At 67.4% G+C, this 20,459-nt stretch carries 14 protein-coding genes; 2 read left to right on the forward strand and 12 right to left on the reverse strand.

Annotated elements, in window-relative coordinates:
• Positions 1 to 150 precede the first annotated feature (150 nt).
• A complete protein-coding gene (locus tag FG94_RS14215; protein ID WP_036212795.1) occupies positions 151 to 1,239 on the forward strand; it encodes an alpha/beta fold hydrolase in 1,089 nt (362 codons plus the stop codon).
• On the opposite strand, the gene FG94_RS14220 is transcribed toward FG94_RS14215, so the two are convergent.
• Together FG94_RS14220 and FG94_RS14225 are read right to left on the reverse strand one after the other, a co-directional pair.
• Positions 1,220 to 1,867, reverse strand: a complete 648-nt coding sequence (locus FG94_RS14220) for a CatA-like O-acetyltransferase (protein WP_036212797.1) — start codon at positions 1,865 to 1,867, stop codon at positions 1,220 to 1,222. The genes FG94_RS14215 and FG94_RS14220 overlap by 20 nt on opposite strands.
• Before the next feature lie 4 nt (positions 1,868 to 1,871).
• Entirely contained in the window at positions 1,872 to 3,332 is a 1,461-nt protein-coding gene (locus FG94_RS14225) for an APC family permease (protein ID WP_036212800.1), read from the reverse strand.
• Between the two features lie 226 nt (positions 3,333 to 3,558).
• Between FG94_RS14225 and hmpA the strand changes: the two genes are divergently transcribed.
• A complete protein-coding gene (gene hmpA / locus FG94_RS14230) occupies positions 3,559 to 4,746 on the forward strand; it encodes an NO-inducible flavohemoprotein (protein ID WP_036212803.1) in 1,188 nt (395 codons plus the stop codon).
• A gap of 150 nt (positions 4,747 to 4,896) precedes the next feature.
• Here hmpA and FG94_RS14235 read toward each other — a convergent pair whose 3' ends face one another.
• The 10 genes from FG94_RS14235 to FG94_RS14280 form a co-directional block, all read right to left on the reverse strand.
• Positions 4,897 to 5,766: a head GIN domain-containing protein gene (locus FG94_RS14235; protein ID WP_036212806.1), complete on the reverse strand. Its 870-nt coding sequence runs from the start codon at positions 5,764 to 5,766 to the stop codon at positions 4,897 to 4,899.
• Between the two features lie 128 nt (positions 5,767 to 5,894).
• Positions 5,895 to 7,007, reverse strand: a complete 1,113-nt coding sequence (locus tag FG94_RS14240) for an NADH:flavin oxidoreductase/NADH oxidase (protein WP_036212809.1) — start codon at positions 7,005 to 7,007, stop codon at positions 5,895 to 5,897.
• 186 nt (positions 7,008 to 7,193) lie between these two features.
• Positions 7,194 to 8,195 (reverse strand): succinylglutamate desuccinylase, encoded by a 1,002-nt coding sequence (locus FG94_RS14245; RefSeq protein WP_036212811.1) that lies wholly within the window; start codon positions 8,193 to 8,195, stop codon positions 7,194 to 7,196.
• A gap of 4 nt (positions 8,196 to 8,199) precedes the next feature.
• On the reverse strand, positions 8,200 to 12,921 hold the full coding sequence (locus FG94_RS14250; protein ID WP_036212814.1) for an NAD-glutamate dehydrogenase domain-containing protein: 4,722 nt from the start codon (positions 12,919 to 12,921) through the stop codon (positions 8,200 to 8,202).
• Between the two features lie 120 nt (positions 12,922 to 13,041).
• Complete coding sequence (astB, locus tag FG94_RS14255) at positions 13,042 to 14,385, reverse strand: N-succinylarginine dihydrolase (RefSeq protein ID WP_036212817.1); 1,344 nt, start codon at positions 14,383 to 14,385, stop codon at positions 13,042 to 13,044.
• A gap of 4 nt (positions 14,386 to 14,389) precedes the next feature.
• Positions 14,390 to 15,871: a succinylglutamate-semialdehyde dehydrogenase gene (gene astD, locus FG94_RS14260; RefSeq protein WP_036212819.1), complete on the reverse strand. Its 1,482-nt coding sequence runs from the start codon at positions 15,869 to 15,871 to the stop codon at positions 14,390 to 14,392.
• Complete coding sequence (astA, locus tag FG94_RS14265) at positions 15,864 to 16,898, reverse strand: arginine N-succinyltransferase (RefSeq protein ID WP_036212822.1); 1,035 nt, start codon at positions 16,896 to 16,898, stop codon at positions 15,864 to 15,866. The genes astD and astA overlap by 8 nt, the downstream gene beginning before the upstream one ends.
• Before the next feature lie 11 nt (positions 16,899 to 16,909).
• The gene (locus FG94_RS14270; RefSeq protein WP_036212825.1) at positions 16,910 to 17,950 is read right to left on the reverse strand and encodes an arginine N-succinyltransferase; all 1,041 of its coding nucleotides are present in this window, start codon (positions 17,948 to 17,950) and stop codon (positions 16,910 to 16,912) included.
• 75 nt (positions 17,951 to 18,025) lie between these two features.
• Positions 18,026 to 19,267 carry an acetylornithine/succinyldiaminopimelate transaminase gene (locus FG94_RS14275; RefSeq protein WP_036212827.1) on the reverse strand — a complete coding sequence of 414 codons (1,242 nt, stop codon included), beginning with the start codon at positions 19,265 to 19,267 and terminating at the stop codon, positions 18,026 to 18,028.
• A gap of 206 nt (positions 19,268 to 19,473) precedes the next feature.
• On the reverse strand, positions 19,474 to 20,412 hold the full coding sequence (locus FG94_RS14280) for a GlxA family transcriptional regulator (RefSeq protein ID WP_051996700.1): 939 nt from the start codon (positions 20,410 to 20,412) through the stop codon (positions 19,474 to 19,476).
• Between the last annotated feature and the right edge of the window lie 47 nt (positions 20,413 to 20,459).

Here is a 20,459-nt window from a genome sequence, read left to right on the forward strand (position 1 = left end):
GCCTGCGGGCGCCTTCCCTGAAGCCACGCCGCCGCAAGGCCGCGTGGCTTTTTTTCGTTTCATGCCACCGTTCGTGCAGTTCGTCGCGCAACGGATGCAGGCATGCAGACGCGCCGCCATACTCCTTTCATCGATAGTGAAAGGACTGGCATGAACAAGACCTGCCTACTCTGCGGCGCGCTGCTTGCGCTGATTTGCTCCGGCGCGACGGCGCAGGAAACCCCTGACCCGTACGCGAAAGCGCGCGCCATCATCGAGGACCTGAACCGCATCAGCGCCCCGTCCGGCGTGCAGGAATCCTACAAGGTCCGCATCGGCGGCGTCGACCAGTGGCTCAGCGTGCGCGGCCAGGACCGCGCCAACCCGATGATCCTGTTCGTGCACGGCGGCCCCGCCTCCCCCATCACGCCGACCATGTGGCAGTTCCAGCGCCCGGTCGAGGAATACTTCACGGTGGTGAACTGGGACCAGCGCGGCGCCGGCAAGAGCTATGCCGAAGCCGATCCGGACAAGGTCGGACAGACCATCCGCATCGAGCGCTACGTCGACGACGCCATCGAAGTGGCCACGCACCTGAAGGAGAAATACGGCAAGCGCAAGCTCATCCTCATGGGGCACAGCTGGGGCACCATCGTCGGCATGCGCGCGGCCCTCAAGCGCCCCGACCTGTTTCACGCCTATGTCGGCATCGGCCAGGTGCTGAACGTGCGCGAGAACGAGCGCATCAGCTTCGACTACGCCTGGGAGCGCGCCAGGCGCGAGAACAATGCCGAAGCGCTCAAGGAAATGGCATCGATCGCGCCCTACCCCGGCGACCGGCCAATCACGCGCGAGCGCATCGTTATCGCCCGTAAATGGCCGCAACACTACGGCGGACTGTCCGCGTTCCGCAGCGAATCCGGCTACTTCTTCCGCGGTCCCCTGCTCTCGCCCGAATACACCCCGAGCCAGGTGAAGGACATCGACAAGGGCAGCCTGCTGACCCTGGGCCGCGTGCTGCCCGAATTCCTCGAGGTAGATTTCTCGAACCTGAAGCGCTTCCCGATCCCGGTCGTGATGTTCCTGGGCCGCCACGACTACACCACACCGGCCGCGCCGACCGTCGCCTGGATGGACGCGGTGGACGCGCCCTACAAGCGCATCGTCTGGTTCGAGCGCTCGGCCCACATGGTGCCGTGGGAAGAGCCGGGCAAGCTTCTCGTCAGCCTGCTGGAAGTCGTCAAGCCGCTGGCGAAATGATCGCCTCCAGCTCGCCGGCAATCTGCTGCGCGAGCTGGTGGATGTGGAAGCCGTCGACGAAACCGTGGTGGGCCTGCACCGAGAACGGCAGCTCCAGGCGGCCGCCCGGCGCGTCGCGGAACTTGCCCCAGGCGAGCGAGGGAATGTCCGGATGTGCCAGCGAGGCGCTGGGGTGCTGGATGGAGGTGAAGGCCAGCCAGGGAATGCAGGTGATGAAGACCTGCTCCTTTGCTTCGCGCGGGCCGAGGCTGCGGTAGGCGCCGTTCAGCTCCGTCATCGCCGAGGCTTGTTCGCGTGCGGCGATGCCGCGCGCCACGAATTCGCGCAGGTCGTCGCTCCAGTCGAACAGGGCGAAATTCAGGTCCTGGTGCTGGTTGATCACGGTGAAGGACGGCCGCAGGCGCTCGATCCGGAATACCTCGCCGTCCAGCAGGCGGTAGCGGAAGTTCTCCACCTTGAGCACTGCGCGCAGCACCGCGCACAGCAGCACGTGGAACGGGGCCAGGCCCGCTTCCCGGCACCAGGGCCGGAAATCCGGCAGCTCGAGCGGGAAGCAGATGTTGACCGCGGCGCTGTCCATCGCATCGAACAGCGCGAAGCGGTCGCGCCGCCGTTCGAACACGTCCATTTTTCTACCCCTTGTTCAGGCGGCTGTGGCGCACGCTGTACAGGAAGTAGGTGGCCACGGCCACGCCCATCCAGATGAAGAACACGCGGAAGGTGGCCGGCGACAGGTCCTTCATGATGTACAGGCAGGCGCATACCGACAGGCCCGGGATCAAGTAGGGACCGAAAGGCACGCGGAAGTGGCCCGGCTCGCCGGGGCCCTGCTTGGCGCGGATCACCGGCACGGCGATCGACACCACGATGAAGGCGGTCAGGGTACCCATGCTCACCATGTCCCACAGGAAGGTGGCGTCGACCAGGCCGGCCACCGCGCCCACCACCAGGCAGACGATGATGGTGTTGGCAGTCGGCGCCAGGGTGCGCTTGTTCACCTTCTGGAAGGTCTTCGGGATCAGGCCGTCGCGGCTGATCGCATACAGGATGCGCGTCTGGCCGTAGATCGTCACCAGGGTCACCGAGAATACCGACACCACGGCGCCGGCCGACAGCACCAGCGCCGGCCAGGCCTGGCCGGTGACGTTCTGCAGGATCACCGACAGGCCGGCTTCCTGGCCCGCGAACATGCGGGCGGGCTGGGCGCCCATCGCGGCCACCGCCACCAGCAGGTAGAACACGGTCACGATCAAGAGCGCGGACAGGATCCCGATCGGCACGTTGCGGCGCGGGTTGTTCACTTCCTCGCCGGCGGTGGCGATGGTGTCCAGGCCGATGAAGGAGAAGAACACGGTGCCGGCGGCGGCGGTCACGCCGGCCATGCCCACGAAGCCGCTGTCGGGGTCGGGGCTGAAGAAAGGCGTGAAGTTGGCGGAATCGAAGCCGGTGAAGGCGATCACGGCGAAGAAGATCAGGATGGCCAGCTTGACCAGCACCATGATGGAATTGGTGGTCGCCGATTCCTTGGTGCCGCGGATCAGCAAAATGCAGCACATCGCCACCAGGATCACCGGCGGCAGGTTGAAGTTACCCGGGCTGAAGTGGACGTTGTGGTGGTCGGACACGAACATCGGCGAGCGCAGGTGGGCCGGGATCTCCCATCCGAAGGCATTCGACAGGAAGTTGTTCAGGTAATCCGACCAGCCGATCGCCACCGCGCTTCCCGCCAGGCCGTATTCGAGCAGCAGGCAGGCCGCCACGATGAAGGCGGCGAACTCGCCCACGGTCGCATAGGCGAAGGAATACGAGGAACCGGCGGCGGGCACGCGGCCGGCCAGTTCGGCGTAGCACAGCGCGGTCAGGCCGGCGGTAACGGCGGCCAGCAGAAAGGACAGGATCACGGCCGGACCGGCCTTCGGCACCGCCTCGACCATCGTGAAGAAGATGCCGGTGCCGATGGTGGCGCCGACGCCGATCATGGTCAGCGGGAACAGGCCGAGCGATCGCTGGAGGCCGCCGCCGCTGCTTTCTTCGTCATGCTGACGTTCGGCTGTTTTGGTGCGGATCAGCTTTTGGCCAAGGGTCAGATTCACGGCATGTCCTTTGTATGGAAGCGTCGGCAGCGCTCCGGTCAAGCGCTCATCTAAAAGCAGCGATTATATGGGTTTTGTGTTCTCGCAATAAAATTGTTTGCGCAAAGATGCATTTACTCAGCATCTTTTGTTAGAATGCTCCTGTCCGCACCGATTGCCCATCGCGTCCGGGCCAATTTTTTGGCCTTAAACATGCATAACTGATACATCTATCAAGGAACACATCATGATCTCGAGCGCTTCCCGTCCGTACATCGACGCTTCCGTCCCCGTCCTGCGCGACCACGGCCTGGCCATCACCACCACCTTCTACCGCAGCATGTTCGAGGCCCATCCGGAGCTGAAGAACCTGTTCAACATGGGCAACCAGGCCAGCGGCGTGCAGCAGCAATCGCTGGCCTCGGCGGTGTTCGCCTACGCCGCCAACATCGGCAACGCCGCGGCGCTCGGCCCGGTGGTGAGCCGCATCGTGCACAAGCACGCCGCGGTGGGCATCCGTGCCGACCATTACCCGATCGTCGGCCATCACCTGCTCGGCGCCATCAAGACCGTGCTGGGCGACGCCGCCACCGAGCCGCTGCTCAAGGCCTGGGAAGAGGCCTACACCTCGCTGGCGCGCCTGTTGATCGATGCGGAAGCGAAGATGTACGAGGAAGCCGGCGTGCAGCCGGGCGAGACGCGCGCGATGCGCGTGACGGAAGTGGTGCGCGAGAGCGACAACGTGGTCTCCATCCGCTTCGTCCCGGCCGACGGCGGCGCCCTGCCGCCCTTCAAGGCCGGCCAGTACCTGAGCGTGGCGGTCGATTTCAGCGACGGCCGCCGCCAGCTGCGCCAGTACAGCCTGTCGGACGCGCCGGGCAAGGGCAGCCTGCGCATCTCGGTCAAGCGCGAGGATGGCGGCGCCGCACCAAGAGGTGAAGTGTCGACCTGGCTGCACGACAACGTGAACGTGGGCGACCTGCTGCACGTGATCCACCCCTTCGGCGACTTCCTGCCGGATACCGAATCGAACGAGCCCGTGGTGCTGCTCTCGGCCGGCGTCGGCATCACGCCGATGATCGCGGCGCTGAACCGCATCGCGACCGTGAACCCGGAGCGCCGCGTGATCTTCGCCCACGCCGCACGCAACGCGGCGCACCACCCGCACCAGGCGGACATCGCCGCAGCCAAGGCGCGCATGCCGCACCTGCACGTGGTGACGTTCTACGAAGAGGAAGAGGCAAGCGCCGCCCTCAAGGGCAAGATGGAACTGGCGCGCCTGCCCTCGTGGCCGCGCGGCGAGACCGATGTCTACATGTGCGGCCCGCTGCCCTTCATGCAGGCGCAGTGGAATGCCCTGCTGGCGGCAGGCGCGCCGGCGAGCCGCCTGCACCGCGAGGTGTTCGGGCCGGATCTGCTCGATAATTTGCTCTAAGCGAGGCCTTGCTTTACGTAGGGTGGGCGGGTCTCCCGCCCACGCGTTCAACTGCCGCCAGCACGGCCGCGATAGATCCGGTTGCACGTATCACCGCGTGGGGTGATCTGGTCCAGTGGACCAGATCACGAGCCGCCCACCCTACAAATATTAATCAAGCAGATGCACGTTACGGCCGGTAACGCTGCGCTGCGCCGGATGCCCATACACCCGGATCCCGCCCGAGCCGCCGCCGTGCGCCACCAGCGACTGCTTGACGGTGGCGCGAATCCCGCCCGAACCATCGGCCGCCAGGTCGGCGTCCTGCGTCGACAGCGCGGCCAGGTCCACGCTGCCCGAGCCTGCGACACGGGCATTCAGCGAACGCACCGCGCCGCCAGCCTGCAGCACGCCCGAGCCGGCCACGCTGGCGCGCACGTAGTCGCCGCGGATCTCGCCGACGTTCATGCGGCCCGAACCCGCCAGGCTCAGGTCGGCGCTGGCGCTGCGCAGCTGGCCCGCATCGAGGACGCCCGAGCCGCTCACGCGCGCATGCAGGCTGTCGACCTTGCCGGACAGGGCTACCGTCCCGGAACCGCTCTTGCGCACCTCCAGCGGCGCGCCGTTCAGGTCGCGCACGACGACCTGGCCGGAACCGCCGGCACGCACCTCGGTCAGGCGCGGCGTGGTGTAGACGATGCGCACCGGCGTCCTGCTGCGCAGCTGACGCTCGTTGGAGATCTTCAGGGTATTGCCCTGTGCCTCGGTGCGGATATAGGGCAGCAGGTTGCCGTCGGCTTCGACCAGCAGCGAAGGCGCCTGGCCGACCCGCACCTCGACCTGCATCGACCCGCTCACTTCCAGCACGCCGTGCGCCGCGACCTGGCGCTGGTCGCGCGCGGCAACGCCGTCGCCCTCGACCGCGTTGTCGCTGAACACCGTGCGCATGCGCACGTCGCCGTCGTTCGGCGACACGATGATGGCGCAGCCGCTCAGGGAAGCGACAGCCGCGGCGATGGTGGCAAGGGCGATGAGACGCATGGCGAAAATCCTCTGTGGTTGTTAACTGGTGCGACTTTAACAATCACCTCTCCTGCCCGCTTGCCCCGTGCGACAGGCTGCAAGAAACGATAGCTGAGCTGCGGCTGCGCGCCGCCAGCCGCCCCGCGTCAGCCCACGCGCATGCTGCCGAACAGTTCCTTGTATTCACGCGGCTGCGAGCGCCAGTACTGGGGCGGCGCGAACACCTGCTCGCCCAGCTGGGCCGCCGCATGCCAGGGCCAGCGCGGATCGTACAGCATGGCGCGCGCCAGGCCGATGAGGTCGGCCTGGCCCTGCTGCAGGATGCTTTCCGCATGCTGCGCCTCCGTAATCAATCCCACGCCGATGGTCGGCATGCCGGTCTCCTCCTTGATGCGCTGCGCGAACCCGACCTGGTAGCCGGGTCCCACGGGGATCTTCTGCTGCGGCGACAGACCGCCGGTCGAGACGTGGATGAAGTCGCAGCCGCGTTCTTTCAGCTCGCGGGCGAAACGCAGGCTCTGCTCGATCTCCCAGCCGCCCTCGACCCAGTCGGTGGCCGAGATGCGCACGCCCACCGCCATCTCCCGCGGAACCGCGGCGCGCACGGCGTCGAAGACCTCGAGCGGGAAGCGCATGCGGTTTTCCAGGGAGCCGCCGTAGTCGTCCTCGCGCAGGTTCGACAGCGGCGACAGGAACTGGTGCATCAGGTAGCCATGGGCCGCATGCAGCTCGATGCCGTCCAGGCCCAGCGCAGCTGCGCGGCGCGCGCTGGCGACGAAGGCTTCCTTGACGCGCACCAGGCCCTCGGCATCGAGCGCAAGGGGCGGCGCCTCGCCTTCCGCGTGCGGGATGCTTGACGGCGCAAGGGTCTGCCAGCCGCGCGGCTGTCCTGGCGCGATCTGGGCGCCGCCTTCCCATGGCACCTTGGTCGAGGCCTTGCGGCCGGCGTGGGCCAGCTGGATGGCGATCTTGATGGGGGAATGGCGGCGCATCGCACGGATCACCGGCGCCAGCGCTTCCTGGTGGGCGTCGGACCACAGGCCCAGGTCGTCCGGAGAGATGCGGCCCTCGGGCGTCACCGCCGTCGCTTCGATGATGAGCAGGCCGGCACCGGACAGCGCCAGGTTGCCCAGGTGGATGGTATGCCAGTCGGTCGGCAGGCCATCGACGGCCGAGTACTGGCACATCGGCGCGATCGCGATACGGTTCGGAAGTTGCAGGGGACCCAGGGTGACTGGGGAGAAAAGCATGCTGCTCATGAGGCCTCCGCTTGGGGCAAAGGCTTCAGTCTAGCTTGGAGGGGAAATTGGTGCTGCGACGTTGCTTGGGGAAATTGGAGGGAACAATGCCAGTGGCATTGTTCCCGCCTTCGCCGGGATGACGTGCTTACTTTGTTGGCTTTAAGACCGTCGTCCCGGCGCAGGCCGGGACCCAAGTTTGCTCGATCAGCCGATACGCGTGACCATCAGCCCCGCGCGCAAGCCAACCCGCACATCCGGATTCGGAAACACGACCAGTTCCTCGTCATGCTCCACGCGGTACACGGTCTCGCCATCGGTCGCGATCACCTCACCCTTCTTCATCGGCGTGAAGTTCCAGGTCTCGCGCCCCACCGACATGGTGAAGGCATCCGACAGCTTGATCACCTGGCGCGCCGTCGCGAACACGTGCGGCGCCGCCCTGGCCGCAAGGCCGGGCTGTCCGCGCAGCAGGCGATCCAGCGCGCTCGACGCATCGGCGAACTGCGACAGGTCGTTCTGCCCCAGCGTCCCGACCCGCCCCAGCTCCACGGTGCTGCCGGCAGCGCCATGGTGTTCCGACGAATAGTAGCTGTAGGTGCCCACCGACTTCGGGTTCATGATCACGGCGCCGATCGCCGCCTGCCCCAGCCAGTCGATGAGCGCCTTGCGCGGCGCATCGGGAATGATCTCGGGCACGATCGCGAACATCGGATAGTGCGACGGCCGGATCGCCGTGTGCAGGTCGAGGTGCCAGCGCTGCGGCCCCGCGCCCTCGAAGAAGGCGCAGGTGGCCTGGACCAGCGCATCGGCCCGCGCCGCTTCCGCGGTACCGGCCAGCGTCCCGCGATCCGCACGGAACATGCGGTTCAGGTCCGCGTCGATGAAACGCTTGCCCTGGGCGATGGCGTCGATGTTCCCGACGCACAGCATCAGGTCCACCGCCAGCTCGCGCGGGGTGCGCGACAAGGCTTCGATCAGCCAGGCCACCATCTCGATCGGCCCGGTCTCGTCGCCGTGCACGCCCACCGACACCAACACGCTCGCGCGTGCCGGGTCAGGCGTCGCCGCTTTCACCGTCAGGATGCCGGGCGCCGGCAACGCGACCGCGAAGCCGGCGCCTGAAAAGCGCTGCGCGACCGAAGCGAAGTCCGCTTCGGCCAGTGCGCGCACCGCTTCCGGCAGCGCGGAACCCAGGTTCGCGCTCATCCGCTTACGCAGCCAGACGGTCCGGGCTCGAACCTTCCGACAGCGCCCAGACGTCCAGCATGGCCTGCTCGAGCTCGACCGGCTGTGCGAAGCCGGTCAGGCCGCGCGCCTCGGTGACTTCCTTGACGGCCGCCAGCGGGTCGCCGCCCTGGCCGGCACGCTCGATCACCTGCAGCAGCAGGCGCTGCTGGGTGCGGCGCAGGGCCTGCATCGCGTAGTTGCGCAGCTGTTCCTGGGCCTTGCTCTGGGCCGGCAGCTTCAGGCCGCGCTCGAGCATGTCGATGCCGGCCTGCTGGCGCAGCGCCATGCCGACCTGCAGGAACTGGGCCAGGCTCATGCCGCCCGGACGCTGCACCGACACCGCCGCGAACAGGAAGGTAGCCAGCGACTCGATGGTCTCGACCGTCTTCCAGGCCGCGGTGAACGGCGCCGGCAGGCCGCTGTGGCCGTCGGCTTCCGAACGGGCCGGGGTCAGCGAACGCAGCTGGTCGGCCTGGCCGAACAGGGTCGACAGCTCGGCCATGCCGTCGGCGCCGGCCGGCAGCGAGAGCACGCCTTCGATCACGGCGCGCATCAGCGCACGGGTGCGCATGTCGACCGCCATCGAGACGTCACGCGGCACCTTCAGCGCATCGGCGTCGAGCGCGTCGAACACCGGCGCCAGGTGCAGCGCCGACCAGGCGCGCGCCCAGGCCTTCACCACTTCGGTCTCGTCGACGCGGTGCTCGGCCGCCAGGTCGCGCAGCATCAGCGGACCGCAGCGGTTCACCGCTTCGTTGGCCAGCACGGTCGCCAGGATGGCGTTGGCCAGCGGGTGGTTCAGCGGGTTGCGGGTGGCGACCATTTGCGCCGGGAAGTATGGGCGCAGCAGCGATTCGGCCCACGATTCCTCGACCAGCGGCAGCGCCAGCAGGGTGCGCTTGAAGCGGTTCTTCACGTTGGCGATGACCACCGCCAGTTCCGGCGTGGTCAAGCCCAGGCCGAGGGCCTTGCGGCGGGCCAGCTCGGCGTCGGTCGGCAGCTGCTCCAGCTCGCGGTTGACGGCGCCTTCCGATTCCAGGTTGGTGATCAATGCCGCGTAGCCGTCCACCACGGAGGCGGTGGCTTGCGCCTGCGCTTCGCGGGTCAGCAGGTGGGTCTGCTGTTTGTTGTCGCGCAGGACCAGGTCTTCCACCGCGCCGGTCATCTCGTTCAGGATGCGGTTGCGGTCGGCTTCCGGCAGCTCGCCGGCGTTGACTTCGGTGTCCAGCCAGATCTTGATGTTCACTTCGTGGTCCGAGCAGTCCACGCCCGCCGAGTTGTCGATCGCATCGGTGAAGATGCGGCCGCCGTTCAGGGCGAACTCGATACGGCCGGCCTGGGTCGCGCCCAGGTTGCCACCCTCGCCCACCACCTTGCAGCGCATCTCGCCGCCGTTGACGCGGATGCGGTCGTTGGCGCGGTCCTTCACCTGGGCATGGGTCTCGTTCGAGGACTTGATGTAGGTGCCGATGCCGCCGTTGTAGAACAGGTCCACCGGCGCCAGCAGGATGCGGTGCATCAGCTCTTCAGGCGACAGCGAGCTTTCCTTGATGTCGAGGACGGCACGCACTTCCGGGCTCAGCTCGATCGAGCGCGCGGTGCGCGGGAACACGCCGCCGCCCTGCGAGATCAGCGATTTATCGTAGTCTTCCCACGAGGAGCGTGGCAGCGCGAACATGCGCTGGCGTTCCTTGAACGAGACTTCGGTATCCGGGTTCGGGTCCAGGAAGATGTGGCGGTGGTCGAAGGCCGCCACCAGCTTGAGCTGGCGCGACAGCAGCACGCCGTTGCCGAACACGTCGCCCGACATATCGCCCACGCCGACCATGGTGACCGGGGTGGTGTTCATGTCGTGGCCCAGTTCGAAGAAGTGGCGCTTGACCGCTTCGAACGCGCCTTTGGCGGTGATGCCCATCTTCTTGTGGTCGTAGCCGTTCGAGCCGCCCGAGGCGAAGGCGTCGCCCAGCCAGAAGCCGCGCTTGACGGCGATGCTGTTGGCGATGTCCGAGAAGGTCGCGGTGCCCTTGTCGGCGGCCACCACCAGGTAGGGGTCGTCCTGGTCATGGCGCACGGTGTTGTCCGGCGGGACGATTTCGCCGCGCACGCGGTTGTCGGTCACTTCCAGCAGGCTGGAGATGAATTCGCGGTAGCAGGCTTCGCCCTCGGCGGCCACCACTTCACGCGGGGCGCCCTGCGGCATCTGCTTGCACACGAAACCGCCCTTCGAGCCGGCCGGCACGATGACGGCGTTCTTCACCATCTGCGCCTTCACCAGGCCCAGCACTTCGGTGCGGTAGTCTTCCATGCGGTCCGACCAGCGCAGGCCGCCGCGGGCGACCGGGCCGCCGCGCAGGTGCACGCCTTCGAAGCGGCGCGAGAACACGTAGATCTCGCGGTACGGACGCGGTTCCGGCGCCAGCGCCAGGTTGCTGGTGTCGACCTTGAAGATCATCTTCTCGCCGGCATTCTGGAAGTAGTTGGTGCGCATGGTGGCCAGGGCCAGGTCGACCAGGGCCGCCATGATTTCCTCGGTGTCGGCGTGGTTCACGGTCGACAGGCCGGCCTTCAGCGCGGCCAGCTTGGCGGTGCCGGCGGCGTGCTCGGCCTGGTCCAGCCTCGGATCGAAGCGCAGCAGGAAGGCGGTGACGAATTCCTTCACCAGGGCCGGCTGGGTGCGCAGGGTTTCGGCCATGTAGCGCACCGAGAACTTCGAGCCCAGCTGGCGCCAGTAGCTGATGTAGGCGCGCACCAGCTGCACTTCACGCAGCGACAGGCCGCCTTCGATGGTCAGGCCGTTCATGCGGCCGTCTTCGGCATCGTTGTTGAACAGCGCGGTGAACAGCTCCTCGGCCACCGGGATGATGCCCGGCTTGACCAGCTTGGCGCCGCTCTCGTCGTCGACGGCCAGGGCGGTCACGTTGTGCACGGCGCCGTCGGCGGTCTTGAAGGTCCAGGTCTGCTCGCGGTCGACCGCGATGCCGGCGTTCTGCAGGGCCGGCAGGATGCGCGACAGCGAAGGCACGACCTCGCCCGAGTACAGGCGGATCGAGGCGTCGATGCCGTTGGCGGCGTCGCCCGGCTCCACGCGCACGGCGACGCGCTGGTTCTGGCCATCGGTCCGGCCGTTCTTCAGCAGGGCCTGCAGGTCGCGGAAGGCGGTTTCGGGTGCGGTGTTGGTAACAAAAGAAACCGGCAGGTTGGCGCCGAGTTTACGCAGGCTGCTGCGCAGGCCGGCGTCGTCGATGGTGTTGGTGGCGGTGGCGAAGCGGTCATGCCAGCCGTCCAGCACTGCCAGCAGCGGCTGCTGGATGTCGGTTTCGAGGTCGAGCGGATAGCGGGCGGCGTGCGCGATCAGGTAGACGCGGGCCAGCGGGCCGTCGGCCACCAGGGTCTGGACGCGCACCTCAACGGCGCCCGAGGTCTCCTTCAGGGCCGAGGCCAGGCTGGCGGCGACGGCGGCGCTGTAGCGCTCGCGCGGCAGGTAGACCAGCACGTTCAGGTGGCGCGCATACACGTCGCGGCGCGCGAAGACCTTCGGGCGCGGCTGCTTGTACATCGACACGACCGAGGAGCACACCTGGGCCAGCCACTCCGGATCGGCTTCCAGCGCTTCGGTGCGCGGCAGCGACTCGAGGATCTCGACGAATTTCTCGGCGCGGAAGCCTTCCTGGCGCACGCCGGCGATCGACAGCACCTTGGCGACGCGGCCGCGCGCGAACGGCAGGCGCGCCAGCGGGGTCGAGGTGGCGGCGCGGGTGAACAGGCCGACGAAGCAGTGCTCGCCCAGGATCTTGCCCTGGGCGTCGGTGTTGCGCACGCCGATGAAGTCGAGCGGCTGGTCGCGGTGCAGGGTGCCCTCGACGTCGGCCTTGACGATCGACAGGGTGTCGGCGCGGCGCGACAGGGTTTCGAAGTCGCCCGGGATGTTGGCCAGGCAGGTGCCGTAGACCGGGTGGGCGGTGTCGGCAAGCACGCCGATGCGGCTCGGGATGTCGCGCTCGAGTTCGCGCGCGCCTTCCTTCACCACGTAATAGGCGTAGCCGAAGGGCTCGAAGCCTTCGTTCTTGGCCCACTCGAGGAAGGCGGCCACTTCCTGGCCTTCGGCGCTGCCGGCCTGCGCGGCTGCGGCGGCCACCGCGGTCATGCGGTCGGCCATCTTGACCGCGTCGCGGTGCACGGTGGCGGCATCGTTGGCCACCATGCGGATGCGCGCGGTCAGGGAATCCAGTTCGGAGAATTCGAGCTCGTCGCTCATCAGGATCAGGACGATCGATTCCAGCGGCGCGCCGGCTTCGCCGACGGCGCTCGCCTGGCCATTCGCGTCACGGCGCACCGGCAGCACGGCATTCATCACGCCGCTGGCGGTCTGGCGCTCCTTGCGCAGGGCCATGACGAAGGAGTCGACCAGGTAAGGCATGTCGTCGTTCAGGATCAGCAGGGCAGTCGCCATGCCGCCACGGCCGTCGGAATAGCGCATCGTGGCGATCTGGCAGCCGGGGCCGCTACGCTGGGCCAGCTGCGAGAATCCTTCCCACAGCACCGGGGCCAGGCTTTCGGGCGCGGTGCCGGCCAGGTCTTCGTCGTCGAGCGATCCGAGCCAGGCGCTGATGAGCGCTCCTACCTGCGCATTGGCGCCGGCGGCGGACTGGTTCGCGTTGACCAGGTTGAGCGTCTGGCTGCGCAAATCTTGAGGCATGTCTTTCATGTTACTTCTCCAAAGTTTGTGTGCCCGGGTGCGCTCTTGCTTGTGGCTTCGCGCCCCCCTGGCTTTATATGGACGGGGGTGTCCCGTCCGAATCCGTTATTAGAACATGGCCACCGGGCCTTACGACAGGTCGTACAGGCCCGGCAGGCCGAGGATGCGTTCCAGTTCCTCGAGCGCGGTGTTGCATTCGATCGCCAGCTGCGGGTCGGCCAGGTCCTTCGGCTCGACCCGGTCGCGGTAGTGCTTCTCGACCCAGGACGTCAGGAGCCCGTACAGGGTCTCGGTCATGACGACGCCGCCGTGCATGGCCTGCGCCTCGTCCTCGGTGAGGGCCACGCGCAGGCGCAGGCAGGCCGGTCCGCCGCCGTTGCGCATGCTCTGGCGCAGGTCGAATTCCAGCAGCTCGTCGATCGGGCCGCCGCTCGCGACCATCTCGGTGAGGTAACGCGCCACCGCTTCGTTCTCGCGGCATTCGTGCGGCACGACCAGGGCCATGCGGCCATCCTGTTTGGTGAGCAGCTGGCTGTTGAACAGGTAGCTGGCCACCGCGTCGGCCACCGGCACCTGGCTGCTTGAGACCCGCACCGGCACCAGGTCGGTGTCGACGCTGCCCAGGGCGCCGCGCAGCGCGTCCAGGGTAGCGGCTTCGTCGAAGAAGGCCTGCTCGTGGTAGAACAGCACGTTGCCGTTGCCGACCGCGATCACGTCGTTGTGGAACACGCCCTGGTCGATCACGTCCGGGTTCTGCGAGGCGAATACGGTGCGCGCCGGGTCCAGTCCGTGCAGGCGGGCGACTGCCTGCGAGGCTTCCAGGGTCTGGCGTGCCGGGTATTTCTTGGGCGCCGGAGCGGCAGGGTCGAATTCGGCGCGGCCGTAGACGAAGAACTCCACTCCGGCCGCGCCATGTGCGGCGGCGAAACGGGTATGGTTGGCGGCGCCTTCGTCGCCGAAGGCTGGGACCGGCGGCAGCGCATCGTGCACCACGAAGCGGCTCGAATCCCCAAAAATGGCGCGCAGGGTGCGCGTGGCCTGCAGGTATTCTTCCGAGCGGTGCAGCTTGTTGTTCAGGTTCGCCGGGGTGAAGTGCACGCGGCCGTCCGCGGTGTCGCTTGATGGGCTGACGGTGGCGGCATTGGCGGTCCACATCGGCGCGGCCGAGTAGGCGCAGGCCAGGATCACCGGCGCTTCGCGCCACGCGCGCGCCAGCACGTCGGCGTCGGTGCCGGAAAAGCCGATGCGGCGCAGCAGGCGGAAGTTCGGGCGCGCCTGCGGCGGCATCACCGCCTGGGCGAAGCCGCGCGCGGCCAGCTCGCGCATCTTGGCCAGGCCCTGCAGGGCGGCCTGGCGCGGGTTCGAGGCGCTACGCACGTTGCTGAACGAAGCCACGTTGCCGAACGAGAGGCCGGCGTAGTTGTGGGACGGCCCAACCAGGCCGTCGAAGTTGTATTCGCGAGCGATACGCATAGTCTTAGAAAGTCAGGCCGGGCGACAGCTTGGCCGGCATCTCGAGTTCCGCCGTCTCGATCGAGGCGACCGGGTAGGCGCAGTAATCGGCGGCATAGTAGGCGCTCGGGCGATGGTTGCCCGACTTGCCGACGCCGCCGAACGGGGCCGAGCTGGCCGCGCCGGTGGTCGGACGGTTCCAGTTGACGATGCCGGCACGTGCGCGCACCGAGAAGCGCTTCCACAGTTCTTCCGATGGCGACAGCAGGGCCGCGGCCAGGCCATACTCCGTGGCGTTGGCCACGCGCAGGGCCTCGTCGAAGTCCTTCACGCGGATCACCTGCAGCAGCGGGCCGAACCACTCTTCGTCCGGGATGCCTTGCGCGTCGGTGGTGTCGACGATGCCGGCGGTGACGAAACCGGCGTTCGGGTCGAGCTGTTTCATCTGCAGCAGCACCTTGCCGCCTTTCGCGGCCATATCGGCCTGCGCCTCGACCAGGCGGGCAGCGACGGCGCTGGATACCACCGGGCCCATGAAGGGCTGCGGGTCGGCGTTGGACGGCCCCACCTGCAGGGTCGATGCGATTTTTACCAAACGGTCAAGAAATGCCTGGGCTTGCGGCGTGTCCTGGATGACCAGGCGGCGCGCGCAGGTGCAGCGCTGGCCGGCCGAGATGAAGGCCGACATCACGGTGTGGTGCACGGCCGCGTCCAAGGCTTTGGGATCTTCCGGAATGTCCCACACCACCAGCGGATTGTTGCCGCCCATCTCCAGCGCCAGCATCTTGCCGGGCTTGCCGCCGAATTGCTTGTGCAGGGCGATGCCGGTCTGGCTGCTGCCGGTGAACAGGATGCCGTCGATGTCGGCATGCTGGCCCAGCGCCACGCCGGTGTCGCGGCCGCCGTTGACCAGGTTGAGCACGCCCTTCGGCAGGCCGGCCTGCTCCCACAGCTGCACGGTCTTCACCGCGGTGCGCGGCGCGTATTCGCTCGGCTTGAACACCACGGTGTTCCCGGCGATCAGGGCCGGCACGATGTGGCCGTTCGGCAGGTGGCCCGGGAAGTTGTACGGGCCATAGACCGCGAACACGCCGTGCGGGCGATGGCGCAGCACGGCATTGCCGTCGGCGACCTTGGCAGCCGTTTCGCCGGTGCGCGCGCCATGGGACTGGACCGAGATGTCGATCTTGTTGGCCATGGTCGTGACTTCGGTGCGCGCTTCCCACAGCGGCTTGCCCACTTCCTCGGCGATGATCGCGGCCAGCTCTTCCGCATGCTCCTTGAGCAGGTCGCGGAAGCGCGTGCAGACAGCGATGCGCTCTTCGAGCGGGGTGAGCGCCCAGGCTTCGAATGCCTTGCGTGCCGCTGCGGCCGCCTGCGCCACATCCTCGGCGCTGGAGGCATTGCTGGTCCAGGTCTGCTTGCCGGTCGACGGGTCGACGGTCGCCAGCTCGGGGCCACTGCCGGCGAGCCATTCGCCGCCGATGTAATTCGAGAGATTAGGCATTCGCGTTCTTCCTTGTGTTGAGGGGCAGCGTGCGGACTTCTTCGCCGGCCTGCACGTGCAGCTGCGACATCTCCTGCGCCGACAGCGCGATGCGGGCGGCACCCGGCACGCCGCGGGTCAGGATCATGCGGAAATCGGTGAGCCTGGTGTTCGACACCAGCAGATGTTCGGTTTCTTCCTCGTGGACGCCTTCGACCGCCTCCGCCAGCACGCTGTCGCGCACCGCGCGCAGCTCGGACACGCGGCCCTGCAGCACCGGACCGGCATCAAAAATGTCGACGTAGCCTTCGTAGTGCATGCCCTCGTTCTCCAGGAGCTTGCGCGCCGGCTGGGTCGAGGTATGGACCTTGCCGATGACGTCGCGCGCCGAATCCGGCAGGTAGTCCACGTAGAGCGGCTGGCGCGGCATCAGCTCGGCGATGAAGGACTTCTTGCCGAGCGCGGTCAGGCCGTCGACGTGGTCGAAGTCCATCTTGAAGAAATGACGGCCCAGGCCCTCGTAGAAGGGCGATACGCCGTTCTCGTCCTGGTAGCCGCGCATCTCGGCGATGATCTTCTCGGTAAACAGCTGCTGGAACTGGGCGATGAACAGGAAGCGGCTTTTCGACAGCCACTTGCCGTTGAAGCCGGCGCGGTACTGGGGCAGCAGGAACAGCGAGCACAGCTCGGACGAGCCGGTCAGGTCGTTCGACAGGTACAGGGTCTCCATCCGCGTGAACACGTTCAGTTCGCGGCTGCAGTGCACCAGGGTGCCGATGCGGTAGTTATAGAAAGGTTCGGTGAGGCCGACCGCGCCCTTGATCGCGCACACGCCGGCGATGCTGCCATCCTCGGTATGCTCGAGCACGAACATGTAGTCGCGCTTTTCGGGCGGGATGCTTTCGTTGAACGAGGCCACCGCGGTCGCGACGCGGTCGCCCAGCATCTTGCGATCGGGTTTCAGCGTGGTCATGCCGCTGCCGGCCTGGCGCGCCATTTCAATCAGGGCGTCCAGGTCGTCGGTTTTCACTGCACGGATTACGAGCATCAATTCCCCTCTCAGATGCGCACGCAGGTGACGCTGTCGCCGGGCGACACGCCGAGCGCCTGCTGGGCGTCGCGCGACAGGCAGACCACCTGGCTGGATTCGGCCGGCGGGCAGGCGGTGATGACGGCGCGGAAGTTCTGTTCGCTGCTGGCCACCGCGTAGGTCACCAGTTCGTCGTGCCCGTTCGCGCTGCCGGCCGCGCGACCGGCGCTCTCGACCTGGCGCACTTGCGAAGCGCAGAAGGAGCGCAGCGCGTTCCGGTGGGCCTGCAGGATCGGGCCGCCGTCGAAGATGTCGATGTACTCGTCGGCCTCGAAGCCTTCCTGCGTGAGCAGCTGGAAGGCCAGCTGGCCGCTCGGGTGGATCTGGCCGAGGGCGGCCTGGGCGTCGCCCGGCAGCAGCGGCACGTAGACCGGATAGTGCGGCATCAGCTCGACGATCAGGGTGCGGTTGCGGGCGCCGTCGATGACGCGCTCGGCCTCGAGGAAGTCCATCTTGAAGAACTTGCGGCCCAGCGCGTTCCAGAACGGCGACTGGCCCTCGGCGTCGGTGACGCCGGCCAGCGGCACGAAGAAGCGGTCGCCGAAGCGGTGCGGCGCCAGCACGGCGTACAGCAGGCGTGCGCGCGACAGCAGCGCGGCCTCGAAGCCGGCGCTGTCGCGGTTGCGGATGTAAAACCCTGAGAGGTGCGAGTAGGCCGTCAGTTCCGAGCACAGGGTCAGCGCGTGCACGCTGTGGCTGATGTTCAGGTCGCGCGAGACCTGCTGGATCACGTCGTTGCGGAACGCGAAATAGGTGCCGTTCGAACCGGCCGAGGCGTGGATCGACGCGGTGCCGACCACGTCGCGCGTGCGCAGGTCTTCCAGCACGAACTGGTAGGACTCCTCGCTCGGGATGTCGACGTGCGCGGCGAACGAGGCGATGGAGCGCTCGACCGCCGCGACGATGGCTTCGCGCGTGCGCGGCAGCGTGTGCACGCCGGGGATCGTGACCCCAGCCATGGCCTCGAGGGCCCCGATATCCGCGCGTTCAACCGGTCGGACTACAAACATGCGAACTCCTGGAAGAGATCAAACAGCGAAGCCGGCGCACCCCAAAAAGCGCGCCGGCCGGATGCCTGCCGTGGATCAGCCTGCGATGAATGCCTCGACCGCTTCGCGCATGATGCGGTCGGCTTCCGCGATCTGCTCGTCCGACACCACCAGGGCCGGCGCCAGGCGCACCACGTCCGGGCCCGCGATCAGGAGCATCAGGCCCATTTTTTCGCAGATCTTGGTGTAGTCCTTGGAGCGGCCCTTGTAGTCCGCGCCCATCGGCAGGCCGATCAGGAGACCCAGGCCGCGCGGCTTGCCGAACACCTGCGGGTAGTCGGCGGCCAGCTTCTCCAGGTTGGCGAAGATCTTGCTGCTGGCTTCACGCACGCGCGCCAGGAAGCTCGGGGTGTTGATGGTCTCGACGACCTTCAGGCCGACGGTGCCGGCCAGCGGGTTGCCGCCGTAGGTGGTGCCGTGCGAACCGACGTTGAGGTGCATGCCGATTTCCTCGGTGGTGATCATGGCGCCGATCGGGTAGCCGTTGCCCAGGGCCTTGGCCGAGGTCAGGATGTCCGGGGTGACGCCGGTGTCCATGTAGGCATAGAAGGCGCCGGTGCGGCCGACGCCCGACTGCACTTCGTCGAACACCAGCAGCGCGCCGGTCTGGTCGCACAGCTCGCGCAGGGCCTTGAGGTAGGCGTGGTCGCCCGGGATCACGCCGCCCTCGCCCTGGATCGGCTCGACGATCACGGCGGCGACGTCGTCGGTGATGGCGGCGCGCGCGGCCTCGATGTCGTTGTACGGGATGTGGCTCAGTTCCGGCGGCAGCGGCTCGAAGCCTTCGGTGTACTTCGGCTGGCCGCCCACCGAGACGGTGAACAGGGTGCGGCCATGGAAGGACGACAGGCAGGAGACGATGCGCGACTTGTGCGGGCCGAACTTGGTGTGCGCGTACTTGCGGGCCAGCTTCAGCGCCGCTTCGTTGGCTTCGGCGCCCGAGTTGCAGAAGAAGGCGCGGTCGGCGAAGGTGGCTTCGGTCAGGGCGCGGCCCAGGCGCAGCACCGGCTCGTTGGTGTAGCCGTTACCCAGGTGCCAGACGGTATTGAGCTGCTCGGTCACGGCCGCGACCAGTTCCGGGTTGCAGTGGCCCAGGCTCGAGACGGCGATGCCCGAGGTGAAGTCCAGGTAACGCTTGCCTTCCTGGTCCCACACGTCCAGGCCCTTCGCGCGCACCGGCACCATGGCGGCCGGGGCGTAGGTCGGGAGGAGGACTTCGTCGAAGGTCTGCCGGGTGACAGGCCGCGTGGTGACACCGGAGTCAAGGTTTGCGTTCATGGCTGCTTCCTCATGGATGATCGTTGTACGCGGACCGATTGCCGCGCAGGTTCAAGCCATTATAGAAAGCCACCCTGACAAGTTCTTGCAGAAGTGCGACAGGGATTTTCGTTTTTGGTCGGAGAAATATTGCGGAAGTGACAAGACGATTTACCGTGAGCCACCAGCTCGTCGTACCGGCGCAGGCCGGTACCCAAGTTTGTTCACTACTGCCCCAGCTTCCTCTGCCGCTCCTCCCGCGGCGTATTCCCGAACAGCGCCCCGAAAGCCGTCGAAAAGTGCGAGCCCGACGAGAACCCGCACATCAGCCCCACCTGCACGATCGAGTAATTGGTTTCCAACAGCAGCTTGCGCGCCCGCTGCAGGCGCAGCTCGAGGTAGTAGCGCGAGGGCAGGCTGCCGAGGTATTGCTTGAACAGGCGCTCCAGCTGGCGCCGCGAGATGCCGGCCAGTTGCGCGATCTCGTCGGTGGACAGGGGTTCTTCGATGTTGGCCTCCATCAAGGCCACCGCCTCGGTCAGCTTCGGCTGCAGGGTGCCGAAACGGGCCTGCAGGGCCACCCGCTGGCGCTCGTCCTTGCCGCGCACCCGGTCCACGCACAGGATTTCCTTCACCTGGGCCTGCACGCCCGCGCCGAACAGCATCTCGACCAGGGTCAGGGCGAAATCGATGCTGGCCGCGCCGCCGCAGCAGGTCAGGCGGTTGCGGTCGAACTCGTACAGGTTGGGAGTGAACAGGGCCTGCTCGGCCAGCGCATTGGTGTCGGGGTAGAGCGCCCAGGGCAAGGCGGTGCGCACGCCGTGCAGGGCGCCGGCATCGGCCAGCCACAGCACGCCGGCCCCCACCCCGCCCCAGAACGGCGCCGCGCGGCAGCGGTCGACCAGGGCGCGGCAGTTGGCCGGCCTCAGGGCGGCCTCGGCCTCGTCGGCCACCAGCAGCACCAGGTGCCAGTGGCGCTGCGAGTCGCTGAACTTGTCGGGACTGCGCACGTCGACGTGCAGCAGCTCGGGGCCGAGCAGCTTGGCGGCCAGGCGCAGCGGCTGGACCAGGCCGGACCAGGTCAGCATGTCCGGCTCGCCGGCGTTCACCAGCAGCACGCGCAACGGACGTTCCTGTGCCAGGAGGGACAGGTCAGAAGGCTGCATCGGAACGGACGGGCGGTGTCATCAAGGGATAATGATACCGGAGATAC

The organism is Massilia sp. LC238, from assembly GCF_000735635.1.
GTDB lineage: Bacteria > Pseudomonadota > Gammaproteobacteria > Burkholderiales > Burkholderiaceae_D > Telluria > Telluria varians.